This is a genomic window from Limnobacter sp. (assembly GCF_036405155.1).
Classification (GTDB): domain Bacteria; phylum Pseudomonadota; class Gammaproteobacteria; order Burkholderiales; family Burkholderiaceae_B; genus Limnobacter.
Genome location: NZ_DASWYD010000001.1, coordinates 130579 through 144534, shown reverse-complemented (window position 1 = coordinate 144534; position 13956 = coordinate 130579). Strand labels below are relative to the sequence as shown.

15 protein-coding genes are annotated in these 13956 nt (G+C 53.7%); 8 read left to right on the top strand and 7 right to left on the bottom strand.

All coding sequences use genetic code 11. The annotated features are described in order from the left end of the window. Positions 1 to 52 precede the first annotated feature (52 nt). The 4 genes from VGE55_RS00715 (at position 53) to ilvD (ending at position 3578) form a co-directional block, all read left to right on the top strand. On the top strand, positions 53 to 598 hold the full coding sequence (locus VGE55_RS00715; protein WP_331129822.1) for a peroxidase-related enzyme: 546 nt from the start codon (positions 53 to 55) through the stop codon (positions 596 to 598). A 22-nt stretch (positions 599 to 620) separates the two neighbouring features. Next, positions 621 to 1178, top strand: a complete 558-nt coding sequence (locus tag VGE55_RS00710; protein ID WP_331129821.1) for a pyridoxamine 5'-phosphate oxidase family protein — start codon at positions 621 to 623, stop codon at positions 1176 to 1178. Beyond that, positions 1175 to 1651 carry a nuclear transport factor 2 family protein gene (locus tag VGE55_RS00705; protein ID WP_331129820.1) on the top strand — a complete coding sequence of 159 codons (477 nt, stop codon included), beginning with the start codon at positions 1175 to 1177 and terminating at the stop codon, positions 1649 to 1651. The genes VGE55_RS00710 and VGE55_RS00705 overlap by 4 nt, the downstream gene beginning before the upstream one ends. 67 nt (positions 1652 to 1718) lie before the next feature. Next, positions 1719 to 3578: a dihydroxy-acid dehydratase gene (ilvD, locus tag VGE55_RS00700; RefSeq protein WP_331129819.1), complete on the top strand. Its 1860-nt coding sequence runs from the start codon at positions 1719 to 1721 to the stop codon at positions 3576 to 3578. Positions 3579 to 3639: 61 nt separating this feature from the next. On the opposite strand, the gene VGE55_RS00695 is transcribed toward ilvD, so the two are convergent. The 7 genes from VGE55_RS00695 to VGE55_RS00665 form a co-directional block, all read right to left on the bottom strand. Next, the gene (locus tag VGE55_RS00695; RefSeq protein WP_331129818.1) at positions 3640 to 4017 is read right to left on the bottom strand and encodes a type II toxin-antitoxin system PemK/MazF family toxin; all 378 of its coding nucleotides are present in this window, start codon (positions 4015 to 4017) and stop codon (positions 3640 to 3642) included. Continuing rightward, the gene (locus VGE55_RS00690; RefSeq protein WP_331129817.1) at positions 4017 to 4283 is read right to left on the bottom strand and encodes a hypothetical protein; all 267 of its coding nucleotides are present in this window, start codon (positions 4281 to 4283) and stop codon (positions 4017 to 4019) included. The genes VGE55_RS00695 and VGE55_RS00690 overlap by 1 nt, the downstream gene beginning before the upstream one ends. A gap of 103 nt (positions 4284 to 4386) precedes the next feature. After that, a complete protein-coding gene (locus VGE55_RS00685) occupies positions 4387 to 4908 on the bottom strand; it encodes an NAD(P)-dependent alcohol dehydrogenase (RefSeq protein ID WP_331129816.1) in 522 nt (173 codons plus the stop codon). Beyond that, positions 4820 to 5164, bottom strand: a complete 345-nt coding sequence (locus tag VGE55_RS00680; protein ID WP_331129815.1) for a hypothetical protein — start codon at positions 5162 to 5164, stop codon at positions 4820 to 4822. Before VGE55_RS00680 ends, VGE55_RS00685 begins: the two co-directional genes overlap by 89 nt. Continuing rightward, positions 5161 to 6069, bottom strand: coding sequence for an alpha/beta hydrolase (locus tag VGE55_RS00675; protein WP_331129814.1), 909 nt, complete (start codon positions 6067 to 6069; stop codon positions 5161 to 5163). The genes VGE55_RS00680 and VGE55_RS00675 overlap by 4 nt, the downstream gene beginning before the upstream one ends. Next, complete coding sequence (locus VGE55_RS00670) at positions 6066 to 7841, bottom strand: N-acyl-D-glutamate amidohydrolase (protein WP_331129813.1); 1776 nt, start codon at positions 7839 to 7841, stop codon at positions 6066 to 6068. The genes VGE55_RS00675 and VGE55_RS00670 overlap by 4 nt, the downstream gene beginning before the upstream one ends. A 103-nt stretch (positions 7842 to 7944) precedes the next feature. Next, entirely contained in the window at positions 7945 to 10089 is a 2145-nt protein-coding gene (locus VGE55_RS00665; RefSeq protein WP_331129812.1) for an alpha/beta hydrolase, read from the bottom strand. Between the two features lie 153 nt (positions 10090 to 10242). Here VGE55_RS00665 and VGE55_RS00660 point away from each other — a divergent pair, with 153 nt between their 5' ends. The 4 genes from VGE55_RS00660 to VGE55_RS00645 all read left to right on the top strand — a co-directional run bounded on the left by VGE55_RS00660 (position 10243) and on the right by VGE55_RS00645 (position 13891). Then, the gene (locus VGE55_RS00660) at positions 10243 to 10686 is read left to right on the top strand and encodes a hypothetical protein (RefSeq protein ID WP_331129811.1); all 444 of its coding nucleotides are present in this window, start codon (positions 10243 to 10245) and stop codon (positions 10684 to 10686) included. A gap of 110 nt (positions 10687 to 10796) precedes the next feature. Further along, positions 10797 to 11273, top strand: a complete 477-nt coding sequence (locus VGE55_RS00655) for a hypothetical protein (protein ID WP_331129810.1) — start codon at positions 10797 to 10799, stop codon at positions 11271 to 11273. Between the two features lie 3 nt (positions 11274 to 11276). Next, positions 11277 to 11474, top strand: coding sequence for a hypothetical protein (locus VGE55_RS00650; RefSeq protein ID WP_331129809.1), 198 nt, complete (start codon positions 11277 to 11279; stop codon positions 11472 to 11474). Positions 11475 to 13339: 1865 nt separating this feature from the next. Then, positions 13340 to 13891, top strand: a complete 552-nt coding sequence (locus tag VGE55_RS00645; protein ID WP_331129808.1) for a hypothetical protein — start codon at positions 13340 to 13342, stop codon at positions 13889 to 13891. Positions 13892 to 13956: the final 65 nt, after the last annotated feature.

Below are 13956 nucleotides of genomic sequence, written 5' to 3'. Positions count from 1 at the left end.
GACTGATTTCACACCGCCACTGCGGTCAACACACCCCCAACTGGAGAACACCATGAGCCGCTTGAACCTCGTCACACCCGCCAACGCCACGCCTGAACAACTGGAATTGTTGAAAGCCATTGAGCAGCAAATGGGTGGCGTGCTGAACTTCCTCAAAGTGTTTGCCAACTCGCCCGACGCCTTGAAAGCCTTTTTGGGCCTGTACGGCATTGCCAGCAGCGGCGTGCTGGAGCCCGCCACCCGCGAGCGCATCGCCCTGGCCGTGGCCCAACAAAACGAGTGCGAATACTGTGTGTCGGCCCACACCGCCATCAGCCGCAAGGCCGGCCTGGCAGCCGACGACATTCTGCAAGCCCGCCACGGCCGCCATGAGCACCCCAAAACAGCCGCCCTCATCGGCTTTGCCAAACAGGTGATGGACACCCACGGCGAGGTGTCTGCAGCCGACCTGCTCACCCTGCGGGCAGTGGGCGTCACCGATGCTGAAATCATCGAAGTGATTGTGCACGTGGGCCTGAACTTCCTGACCAATGTGGTTGGGAAGGTCAGCCAGGTGGACATTGACTTCCCGAAAATCAACCTTCAACTGGCCGCCTGAAACACAGCCCGGGGAGACCACCATGGGACACGCCTTTGCCGACATTGCATTCACCAACACCGTGAAAAACCGCCAGCTTGAAGCGGGCAGCCGTGAACGCTACGCAGCCCTGCAGGCCAGCTCAACGGCAGGCCACGCCCTGGGCCCCCGGGAAAAAGCCTTTATCGAAAGCCGCGACCACTTTTTTCAGGCCACGGTGAGCGAGACGGGCTGGCCCTATGTCCAACACCGGGGCGGGCCGCAGGGTTTCATCCAGGTGCAAGGCCCCAACACACTGCTGGTGCCCGACTTTCGTGGCAACGCGCAGTTTGTGAGCGACGGCAACTTGCACGGCAACAACCGCATCGCGCTTATCCTCATGGACTACGCCCAGCAAAAACGCCTCAAAATTTTGGGGACCGCCACCTTGTTGACCGAGGCGGAACGCTGTTGGCAGATCAACGTGGAAGCCTTTGACTGGAATTGCCCCAAGTACATCACGCCCCGCTTTACCGAGCGCGAAATCGCAGCCATCATTCAACCACTGCATGACCGCATTGCCCAACTCGAAACCCTTGTGAGCAGGACCCAACAACCATGACCCACGAAGCCCCACGCCCACCACTGCCCCCTTTTACCGCCGACACCGCACGGCAAAAAATACGCGCAGCGGAAAACGCCTGGAACACCCGCGACCCGCAAAAGGTGGCCTTGGCCTACACGCCCAATTCTCGGTGGCGCAACCGCAGCGAGATCTTTTCCGGGCGGGAAGCCATTGTGGAATTTCTGACCCGCAAATGGCAAAAGGAACAGCAGTACCGCCTCATCAAGGAACTGTGGGCCCACACCGAGAACCGCATCGCCGTGCGGTTTGTCTACGAATGGCAGGACATGTCCGGCCAGTGGTTTCGCAGCCACGGCAACGAGAACTGGGCATTCGACGAGAACGGTTTCATGGCCGAGCGGCACGCCAGCATCAACGACATCCCCATCACCGAGGATGATCGCCTGTTCCACTGGCCACAGGGCATTCGGCCCGACGAGCACCCGGGCCTGTCGGCACTGGGCCTGTAGGCAAACGCCCGGCTTAAAACTCCGTTAAAATGGGGGTTTGCCATTGCAACACCTGCAGGAAACCCCCATGCCCGCATACCGCTCAAAAACCTCCACCGCCGGCCGCAACATGGCGGGCGCCCGCTCACTGTGGCGCGCCACCGGCATGAAGGACGACGACTTCAGCAAGCCCATCATCGCCGTGGCCAACTCGTTCACCCAGTTTGTACCCGGCCATGTGCACCTGAAAGACCTCGGCCAATTGGTGGCCCGTGAAATTGAAGCAGCCGGCGGTGTGGCGAAAGAATTCAACACCATTGCGGTCGATGACGGCATTGCCATGGGCCACGACGGCATGCTGTATTCCCTGCCCAGCCGCGACATCATTGCCGACTCAGTGGAATACATGGTGAACGCCCACTGTGCAGACGCCATTGTGTGCATTTCCAACTGCGACAAAATCACCCCCGGCATGTTGATGGCCGCCATGCGCCTGAACATCCCCGTGATTTTTGTGTCCGGCGGCCCCATGGAAGCGGGCAAGGTAAAACTGGCCAACCCCAAAACACAAACCATTGAATTCAAAAAGCTCGACCTGATCGACGCCATGGTGATGGCCGCCGACGACAAAGTGAGCGATGCCGACCTGGCTGAAGTTGAGCGCTCGGCCTGCCCCACCTGCGGTTCCTGCTCGGGCATGTTCACCGCCAACTCCATGAACTGCCTGACCGAGGCCCTGGGCCTGTCCCTGCCCGGCAACGGTACTGTTGTGGCCACGCATGCCGACCGCGAGCAATTGTTTAAAAACGCAGGCCGCCGCATTGTTGAGCTGTGCAAGCAGTACTACGAAGGCGAGGACGAGAGCGTGCTGCCCCGTTCCGTGGGCTTCAAGGCCTTCGAGAATGCCATTGCGCTGGACATCGCCATGGGCGGTTCCACCAACACCATTCTGCATTTGCTGGCCGCAGCACAAGAGGCCAACATCGACTTCACCATGGCCGACATCGACCGCATGTCCCGCGTGGTGCCGCAGTTGTGCAAGGTGGCCCCCAACACCAACAAGTACCACATTGAAGACGTGCACCGCGCTGGCGGCGTGATGGCCATTTTGGGCGAGCTGGACCGTGCGGGCAACCTGCACACCGACGTGCCCACCGTGCACGCCAAAACCATGAAAGACGCGCTGGACCAGTGGGACATTGCCCGCAACCCCAGCGACGCGGTCAAGCACTTCTACATGGCTGGCCCAGCCGGTATTCCCACCCAGGTGGCATTCAGCCAAAACACCCGCTGGCCCAGCCTCGACGTGGACCGCGCCGAGGGCTGCATCCGCTCACTGGAAAACGCCTACAGCAAGGAAGGCGGCCTGGCCGTGCTCCACGGCAATATTGCACTGGACGGCTGCGTGGTGAAAACCGCCGGCGTGGACGACAGCCTGCTGGTGTTTGAAGGCCCAGCCCATGTGGTGGAAAGCCAGGACGAAGCGGTAGAGAATATTTTGAACGACACCGTGAAAGCCGGCGACATTGTGGTGGTGCGTTACGAAGGCCCCAAAGGCGGCCCCGGCATGCAGGAAATGCTCTACCCCACCAGCTACATCAAGTCCAAGGGCTTGGGCAAAGCCTGCGCCTTGCTGACCGATGGCCGCTTTTCGGGTGGTACATCAGGACTGTCGATTGGCCATTGCTCACCCGAAGCCGCAGCCGGTGGCGCCATTGGTTTGGTGAAAAATGGCGACCGCATCCGCATCGACATCCCGAACCGCACCATCAACGTGTTGGTGAGCGATGAAGAGCTGGCCAAGCGCCGTGCCGAGCAGGACAAACTGGGCTGGAAGCCGGTAAAGCCACGGCCTCGCAAGGTGTCGGCTGCGCTGAAGGCCTATGCCATGCTGGCCACCAGCGCTGACAAAGGCGCTGTACGCAACCTGGATTTGCTGGAAGACTAAAGTGACAAGGCACTGCGGCGGTTAATAAAACCACCGCAGTGTTTTTGGTCTCGTGCCGGTCTCATTCAATAAATTTGTCGATGATGCTGTCTGCCCCAATCAGCGGCAGTAACCGAACCAACACCTGTTCCATCACGCCGACATCGGCATCTGCAATGCGCTTGGCCTTGCGTTCTTTCCACGACAAGGTTTGGATCAAACTGGCGGCAACCACAGCGTCTTTTTCCAAAGCACCCTTCAGGTTGCCCAATGGCACTTCTGTGGGCCCACCCCGTATGCTGGTGCTGATTGGGCAGCAAATCAGCAACCCAGTTTGCTGATTGTATTGGCGGGACGACAACACCAAAGCCGGGCGGTACTTGCCAATTTCTTTGCCCTTGGTGGGCTCAAAGTCGAGCCACACCACTTGGTTGCGGTCTGGAACATAAGCAGCAGCCATCAGTCCTCACCAAACTCGGTGTTGGACGGTTTGGCCAGCAAGTCCGCGTGGGCAGTGTCGCTGTTCAGCCCTTCCAGCAAGTCAGCCTCGGAAAACGGCAAATGGACACGGCGGCGCGGCACCTGCGCCAAAGGCTCGATGATGATCTTGCCGTCCAATACTTCGATGTTGACCGGGCTGGACACATCCAGCCGGGCTTCGGCCAACAACTTGCTGGACAAGCGAATGGCTGCGCTGTTGCCCCACCGCTTGATTTCACTGTGCATGGTCACCCCCGCGCCTCAGTTAAATGGCTCAATCAAATGTAGATACGATTGTTTCTACAATACAGATTTTTGCGAAAGGGGTCAAACCTGCATACGGTGAACCCTAAGAACCAGCAAGCTTGACCACCACCTTGCCGCGCGCGCGGCCGCTTTTGCTGCGCGCGTAGGCATCCTCGGTGTGTTCAAAGTCAAACACGCTGTCGATGATGGGCTTTACTTGCCCTGCCTCTATCCATTCGCGCAAGGTAATCAAATCGCGGGTGTAGCTTTCTACAAAAATGAATTGGGCGCGCGCATTGGCCTGGGATAGAAAGCCCAGCTTTGCAGAGGCCATGCCCCAATACGCATTGGCCTGTCCTGCGGTTGAAATAAAGTACCCGCTCTGGCCCATCAAGGCCTTGCACCTTTTCGGGGTTTCAAACGAGGTCACATCAAACACCACATCAAACTCACCTGCACGCTGGCGGTAATCCCCTTGTGTGTAGTCGATCACGGCATCGGCGCCCAAGCTGCGCACCAAGTCCACATTGCGGCCACTACACACACCCGTGGTGTGGCAGCCCATGGCCTTGGCCACCTGCACAGCAAACGTGCCCACGCCGCCCGATGCGCCGATAATCAACACCTTGCTGCCTGCTTTTGCCTTGCCTTTTCGCAAGCCTTGCAAGGCCGTTAATGCCGCCAGCGGCACCGAGGGCGAGGCGCACACCGATTGGCGTCATCGCGCGGGCAATGCTGTAGTTCAACTTCCAGTCTTTCGGGTTGACCGAGCTGGCATGCACTTGCACCAATACATCGGTGCTGCTCAACTTGGGCTCATCGTATGAGCCCATCACCAAGGGTGGGTTTAGCCCCCAGCTTTGAATGGTGATGGCCTTCATGCTGCCGTTTCTCCTTGCTTGAACCAAGCCAACAGGCGCTGTGCAATCGCATCGGCCCGCTCGTATTGAGTAAAGTGCCCTGCACCGGCATACACCTCCAGCGTGATGCCTTTGGGAAATGCTTTGGGGCTGACCACTTCCCACACCGCCTCGGGCATGGTGACGTCAAACTGGCCCCGCAAGGCCAAGGTGCGCACTGGAATGGTTTTGTTGAACAGCGAACGGATGTGAAACCCCAGCGGCATGAATGAAAACATGGACGTTCGGTAATACTCCAATGCAGCCTTCAACACACCTGGTTGCTGAAAGGTTTTAATGACAGACTTCTGCATGCTGGGCATGCCCGCATACCCGGGGCTCCAAAACTTCAACAGCCAAGCCAACAAGGCAAAGCCTTTGCGGCTGATCAACCAGTCGGCAAAACTCCGCAACTGAAAAAACAAGATGTACCAGGCATGCACAATGTACACCGGGCAACGCGTGGCAATTTTTAACCAGCTCATGCCGTAGGGCACACTCATGGCGCACAGGGTTTTGAACAAGTCGGGGCGGTGTTGGGCCATCAGGCAGGCAATCACCGAGCCCCAGTCATGCCCCACCAAATGGCACTGCTGCTGGCCAGTTTCCTTCAGCAAAACCTCCACCAACGTATTCAGTGCATCACGCACAAACACAGGGTCGTGCGCGCCATCCCGCCGTTGGTTCAGGGGGCTGTAACCGGGCAAATACGGGCACACCACTTGGTAGCCTTGCGCCGCCAGTGTGGCGGCAATGCCGCGGTAGCCTTCCGGGTTGTCTGGAAAGCCGTGCAAGCACACCACAAGGGGGCCGGTGGCGCCTGCACGCAATACTGGAAAGGTGAGGCCTGCGGCTTGCACCTGCGCTTCAATCACAGTCAGGCTCATGCGGTGAGCCTGCTTTGTTCGCCAGTGGATTGAACAGGCAAGAACTGGCCATAGCCGTGCTCGGTGCCCAATTGCGGCGCCACCTCACCATGCTCGACAGCCACTTTGCCGTTGATGAACACATGCTCCACAATGCCGGGGTTGCGGTTCACCAAACGTTGTAGGCCAAAGTTTTGCATCTCGGCCCAGTGCACTTCTTCCAGGTTTTGATTGAAGGCTTGGGGATTGATGACCACCACATCAGCACGGTCGCCCACACGCAGTTTGCCAGCATCCAGGCCAAACCAGTCGGCTTGTTCACCCGTCATGCGCCACACGGCTTTTTCGATGCTCATCACAGGCTTGCCTGCTTGAATACTTTCATGCACCAGCTTTAAAAAGCGCAGCGGCAGGTTATAAAAAGCCATGTTGCGAATGTGCGCGCCCGCATCGGAAAAACTGATGAGGGCATGTTTGTGTTGCACCAAGCTGCGCACCACATCGGGCTTGTGGTTGCCCACGGTGGTGTACCAGCGAATGCTGCGGCCAAACTCCACCACCAGGTCGAGGAATAAATCGACCACATGAATGCCACGCGCTTGGGCCACCTCGGCAAAGTTTTTGCCCACCAGGGTGGCATCGGGGCATTCCAGAATTTGCGCATCGCCAAAGTCGCGTTGCCACACGCGCGGGCTCAGCTTTTCGCCGTAGAACTTGCGGAAATTGCGGCGGTAGCTTTCGTCCTTCAACAGCGCGTTGCGGGCCACCTGGTCGCGCAGGTCCAACGCCATTTCGCCGGCGCCAAACTCCTCAAAAAACACCACATCAATGCCCTCGGCGTACACGGTGAACGGCGTGGGCAACAGTTGCCAACGGAAGTTGCCGCCCAGTGCATTGGCCACCCACGAGGCCAACTGGGCCATGGGCTTCACGGTTTTATTGCCCTTCAAATCGATGAGGGCAATCAGTGTGGTTTTGAGTGGCTTACGAAGCCAGCCACCAATGGTCTCGCTGAGGAATTCCAGAATTTGAAACGGGTTGGCTGCATTGGGCGCACCCTGGTGCACGCGATTGTAGCGGCGCAGCAAGCTGTTCAAGCGGCGGGTTTCGCGCCAGCGTGCGTAGGTGCTGGGAAGGCTCTTGGACCAGGCCCGGTCGCCGTCCACCTTGTCCCACTTCAACGACATGGTCGACAAGCCCAAAAACCCGGCCTTCAAGGCCTCTTCCAACAGGGCTTCCATGCGCTGCATTTCTGCTTCCGTGGGCACCACAGACCGGTCGGTTGCCCGCTCCAACCCCATCACGCTCACGCGGATGTCGCTGTGGCCCAAAAACGAAATCACGTTGGGGCCCAAGGGGTGGGTTTTTAGAAAGCCCACCCATTCTTGGGGCGAGTTCCAACGCTTGTGTTCGCGAAGAATGGGCAACACCTTTTCGCGGGGCACCGTTTCCACACGGGTAAAAATGTCGGAGGCGTCTTCGGAGTCGCTACAAATCATGCTGAGCGAGCAACTGCCCACCAACACGGTGGTGACGCCGTGGCGTACCGACTCTGACAATGACGGCGCCACAATCAGCTCGGCATCGTAGTGGGTGTGGGTGTCGAGAAAACCGGGCGTGACCCACCGCCCGGTGGCATCAATCACCCGGGGGCAACCAGCCTCGTTCAGCGGTGTGGGGCTGATGGCCGCCACACGCCCGTTGCGTATCCCCAGGTGTTGAATGGACGCAGGGCCGCCCTGCCCGTCCATCAACAAGCCGTTCTTGATGATCACATCGAATGCTGTGTTCATGCTGTGTCTCCTCATTTCTTTTTTTTCAAAGCGTAAACAAGCTGCTGAAAAAATGCTTGCTCAATTCGGACAAGCGCCTTTGTCGAAATGAGGATAACCCGGCTTACAAGTTCCCTTTGTTCTCCCCGGCCACCAGGCTCAGGCGTCGGCCATCGTTCAAGATGACATCCACCGGCCCATCGGCTGTCAGGGTGTATTGCAGGGGCTTGCCGCTCAAACACACGGCAGCAGTGTCGATCGTCAGGCTGCGCACATTGCTCAGGCTGCCAGTCAGGGTGTTGGCTGCCATCACCGCTTGGGTTTGGCTTTGAATGCGCTGCTGTCCAACCCATGGCACTGGGCTTAGGCCCTGAATAAACCCGGTTTGGTACACCGGCTGTTGCCCACCACAAGCTGGGGCATTCAAATCGACCACGCTGGCACCGCCCGAGCGGGCACGAATGCTGGACACCCAATAGGCCTTGTCGTGGCGGATGTTGTACTGCGCGTTGTCCAAGCCGGCATCGGTGCGGTACAACACCCGCGCCGGGTTTTTAATGCGGCTCCAGGGCTTGGACGCATCGGCCTCTTTCTGCCAATTGTCCAGCGCCATGAAGGTGAGGTGCTCGGCCACCGGGTGCAGGTAAAAGCGATAGGGCACACCCACGGCATCAAAGCGCTGTGCCAAGGCCAGTGAGGTGTTGATTTGCACCAACTCGTCCAGCATGCCATAGATGTTGGCACTGGGCACATGCTGCAGGTTGCCAATAAAGTCGATGATGTTTTCGGCTGCACCCAAGCGGCTGCCAGAAGCCAGCAGCGGTTTGGGTGCCATGGCGGCCAGGTTTTGGGTCAGGCCGGGCAGCGCATTGCCGGGCAAGGGCGTGTTCAACACATCGCCGGTGAAGCCCACCCAATTCACCAAGCCGGCGAAGCGGTCAGGGTACAGCGATGCAAAACGCAAGGCCGCGTAGCCGCCCATGGAGTAGCCGCTGGCAATCACCCGGTCCTGATCATGCGGATAAGTGGTCTGCACATCGGACAACACATCCAACACGTCCCGCTCGGAAATACCGGAATAAAAACCATGTGGACCACGGCCCAATGGGGCCACCAGAATGCGGTTCAAATCCTCGCCAAACTGCTGTTGCATATTGGGCTGGTTGATCTGACTGGCGTGGTTGGCCTCGCAACCATGCATCACCAACTGCACACCGGGCATGGCCTTGGCACTGGCCTTGGGAATGTAAATGCCATACGGCTGATACTTGCCCAGGTAATGGAAATACTGCTCACAGGGCATTTGCGTGTCGCCATGCTGACCTGGAACACCCACCATGTTGATGCCCTCGCCCAGCGTGTACTGCGAGGTGTACACCCGCTGGTGAAAGCCGGGTGCGACTTCGGCGGGTTTGTTAACGCCATTGCGCAGGTCGTCCACATTGACCACTGCTCCAAATTCAGAAATGTCACCCCGGGCCAGTGCTGCGGCCTGCAGGTCTTCCCAGAAGTTGCCCGCACCCGGCGCGAACTGCTGGCCCAATCCGTCGGCTTTGGCTTGCTCGTTGGGGCCACGGAAGGCCACATTCATGACGGTGCCATCTTTTTGCGCCACAGCGGCCTGCACCCGCCATAGCTTGCCCGCAGGCAAGGGCATGCTGCCGGTGATGTGGTTGGTGTCGGGGTCGCCGGAAGAAAACACCTTCAATACCTCCCAACCTGCGCTGGACGTTTTCAGCGGTGTCCAGGCACCGCCACCAGTGGCGGGGTTGTTGTCGGTGTCAATCGCGATGGCTGCCAATGCATCGTCGCTGTTGAACATCGTGTTCAACTCAAAATCCACCAACAACTGGTTGCCCTGTATGCGCAGGGTGAGCTGCACCAAATCCGCCGTGTTTTCCAAGCCCTGCGGATAGCGCTGGTCACCTGCGGTCGGCGACAACAAACCGGGTGTGGTGGCCACGGGTGAGCCGCGTTTGCCCAAGCGGGTGGTGAGGTTCAGCACCGCCGGTGTTTGGGGCGACACGGCACCCGCATCGGCACCGTAGTCGTCGTACACATAGTCGCGGTAAATGAGCGCGCCGCTACACAGGTCTACGGTGCCGGCTACCCAAGACTGCTTTGCGCATTGCTTGGGCATGGCTGTTGCCTCGGCGGGGCTCACCACCGACGAAGGCGAGGTGGATGTTGCAGTGGTTGAATCGGTATTGCCACCGCAGGCGCACAGCCACAGCGGCAACACCCAGGCCAGGTGTTGAACGGGTTTCATGAAGTCTCCAGCGGCGCTGGTGCACCGCCCCTCTGTTGAATTTTTATTGGATTTGTAGGGATTGTACCGGGTTTGGCTTTGTGTGCTGAAAGGCCCGCTCACCGGTGAACCTGAACGGGGAATTGCCCACTCGATGCACCAATGGTTGTATGGATGGCAGATGCCGTGCCCCGCATTGCACCAACCATTACAGAGAGTTTAAACACCATGTTTGTTTGCTTGGCCTCATTCTTTTTTGTTATCGGCCATTCCCTTGCACCGCACTTTTATCAATTGGAGAAAAAAACCTTAACTCCGCTTCAAATCATTATTCCACTTCCCAAAAAAGGAAAAATAGTTCCTGCAATTTCTATCTTTATATCGATACTCATAGCAGCACTCGAACTAATCCCCAAAACAGCCCAAGACCTGCCGATGGAAACCAAGATAGGCATGTTCGGCCTATTTTTTGCATTCCCATGGGTTCTGTACATCACGTACATCGTTAGTGGAATGAAAAAGAAAGATGGGCACTTTTATTTTGAGGAATCAAAAGAAGCACTTAAATTTCTATTCATCATCGTTTGCATATTGGTTGCGGCATCCCGCTTCCTGTGAATCGCTGCATGGCAAAACCTGGCGGCCTACCCATTCGATGAAATTTGTAGCACCGCATACCTGCAGATGCACATGATGCGGCAACGCCTCACCCCCAACGGAGCCCCACCATGCCCTTCGTCAACGAATACATTCCCGAAGCGGACAAGCCACGCTACGAAGCCATTGAAAATGCAGTGATTAAACGAACTGGACCTGTTGGACACAGCCCCGCCCAATATTGGACGATTGACCGGGAAATGGATTTATTTTTGACCAAAATAAAAGGGGGCGGACGGGACGTCGAGCGCAGCCGTTTTGCTGCTTACATTTTCCACAAGGCAGGACGAACTTTTTACATCGAAACTTGGCTCATTGATACTGTGGGTGGTGACAAAGTTGGCCAACCCCGCACGACGACTGAGCGCATCGACCTGTTTAGCGAAATGGATGCATCGGGGCAGTTTTTTAAGTACGACATCCAATCAGACCAAGGCGAAACTATGACTTTACTCAAGGAGGTATTTACAGCCAGAAGAGGGTCGGGGGTGCTCAACACCGAACGCTGTGAGTACATCAGCATTTTAGAACTGGGCAAGGGGGTGTAAGCCATGGCACTGCCACCGAAAGCCGCCTTTCAAGAGTTGGCCAACAACTTTGCATTTTATTTCGACCGGGCCAACCGAACAGCCCTGCTGAACCTGGCCAAACAACGTGAAAAAGAAATGGACTTGAAGACTAAGGCGCGAGAGCGCCTGGCCAGTGCAATTAAAGCGTGGCTAAGGCTGTTGACCCCGATGGGGAGTTGACGACAAGAGAAACAGCGGCTTTTATCGAGAGAGAAAATCGAAAATCTGGAGAAATATTTCAATGAAAAAAACAATTATAGAAACCCTTAGAGTCATGGGGTTTTTGTCATCCCTACTCTTAATAATTTTATCTTACAAGATTTCACATCTAAATCTAGACAAAATTGGAATAATAGTATTTTTAACCAGCGCATTTATTAATGCCGCCCACTGGTGCAAAATCATAGAATCCAAAAACAAAAGCACTAACTCAATTAATGAGGCCATAAAAGCGATCAATCAAATATGCAATGAAAATTCATCCTGCATCAACCGCAAACTAAGACCTCAATTCAAAAACATCAACACACTAGAGTACCGATTTCAAAAACTTGAGAGAAAAGACCTTGTAGCCGCCATGATAGTAATGAATGAAAACCTCAAACAAATAATCCCTATAGTTATATTATTAATAATGCCGATCTGGCTCATCGGAACATCTCACTTTCATTATCAACGATACTACGCCGTGAGCCCAGTACTTCACGACACACTCCTTTATTTGTTAATACTAGCTTTAGGAACTATTAGTTGGCCGATGACCTCTGACGCAATACTAAGCTACCTTATTAAAATCAGATATAAACGACTCATGAAAAAATCGAACATCAAGATCACCCCCTAAAAAAATAAAGAAACAACTCCATATATTTAAATAAAACCACCTTGAGACGCGAAAAAATCAAAAGAAAAAGTGAAACCCGATCAAATCCTTATAATCAACATCAACATGTCACATCACCAATTGAAAACCATCAAAGTAACCTATTAACCAAAACTGACAACTAAGTAACCAGATCTGACAGCCGGTCAGGTTAGATTGGCACACTACGGGGATGACTTGTATGTTCAGCAAGTCGGATCAAACCATGACTTTGTGAAAGTGATGCATCATTTCCAAGGCAATGGAAATACAGAGACGTCATTGAATTTGATCATCTTTGCAGATGGGCAAACGATGGATCTTCAGACCATCAATGCGAACTCTGTAGTTTTAACGGAAAACCCAGAGGACGTATAAAACTCAAACCAAGCCTGCCAACACCCCAGTTGAATTTAATCGACTGGGGTTCTACAGAAGAGACCCCGTTTGAGCAGCAAAGCTAACCCAAAAAGGTCGGATTAACATCACCATTTTTTCAACGTGGTTTAGATCGGCTAAGCTTGCAAGAACAATTTGTTGAGCAGGTCACTCAGCATTAAAAGCTCCAGATACATTAAAAACCACCATCTAAATCCTATGTAAAAACAAGTCCGAACACCGAACAAACCCTATCCGCGCGAGAAACCAACTCATCCCATTAAAACAATCAAGCGCACAACAACACCAGGAGAGTTAAATTGGATGAGTATTTAAAAAATCAGTGTCTCAAGAAATTAGAGACTTAACAAAAACAAACGAAGGACTGGCTTTAATGATATGCATAGGGATATGCCTATTAATGACAGTGACAAATGTTATCGAACATAACGAACTGATAAACATTGACCTCAAGAAAATTGATAAATTCCTAATTTTATGGCCCGGCTGGATTATTGCACTAATCGCCCTTCACATTAAACTCAGACACCTTTTCCCACAAAAAAACACTGTTGAATGAAATAAATTATTTCACAACAATCATTGGATCTACTGTCTTTCACCTGATTAATAATTTTGGATTAATATAAGATCAATTTTAGCACAACCATCTCGACTAATTTAAGTGACAGATTGGCAACCGCAATTCCAGCTCAACCAATGTTTTCTGGCAATTTTAGCCATTACGCACACCATCAACCTATAAAGACCACAACAGGACCAACCCCGAAATTAATTGAAAACCATGACTAAATTGACCTCCAATTTAATTGTTATTATTTCAATCTTTTTCGCCGCACTTATCGTTCATTCCTATGAAGAACAAAAATTAAAATACAAAGATACTTATATAAACCTTTGCAACAATGGTTGCAATTATTATTTCCCTAAAGAACTACACCCAGAAATTTTTTCAACCAACAAGCACAACAACACTTCTGTAGCAATAAAAATAAAGACTGCGAATTTTAATGGCACTATATGGATCAACAAGTTCTCAAGTCCGCTCGAGTACCCGAAAAATTTTGAAGAAAAAGATGAAAGCGAGGCTGCCAGCAGTTTGAAAATTTTTGAATCTTCGATTATTGATAGCGTATATAAAAAGAACTATGGCTACTTCTATGACAAACAGGGAAACAAGACTGTTTTCCTACTATCACAACAAACCGCAATATCCGAAAAAACAACCAGTGACAACATAAAAATACTCTACATAATACCGATAAAGGATTTTTCAAAACTACAAAAAATCGATGGGGAGATAACAGAAATCCTAAAATCACTTAAAGCTCAATAGCTAGTATAAAAACTTAGCCATTTAACGATAAACAGTTTAGATATCTATAGCCCTGGTTAAATTTG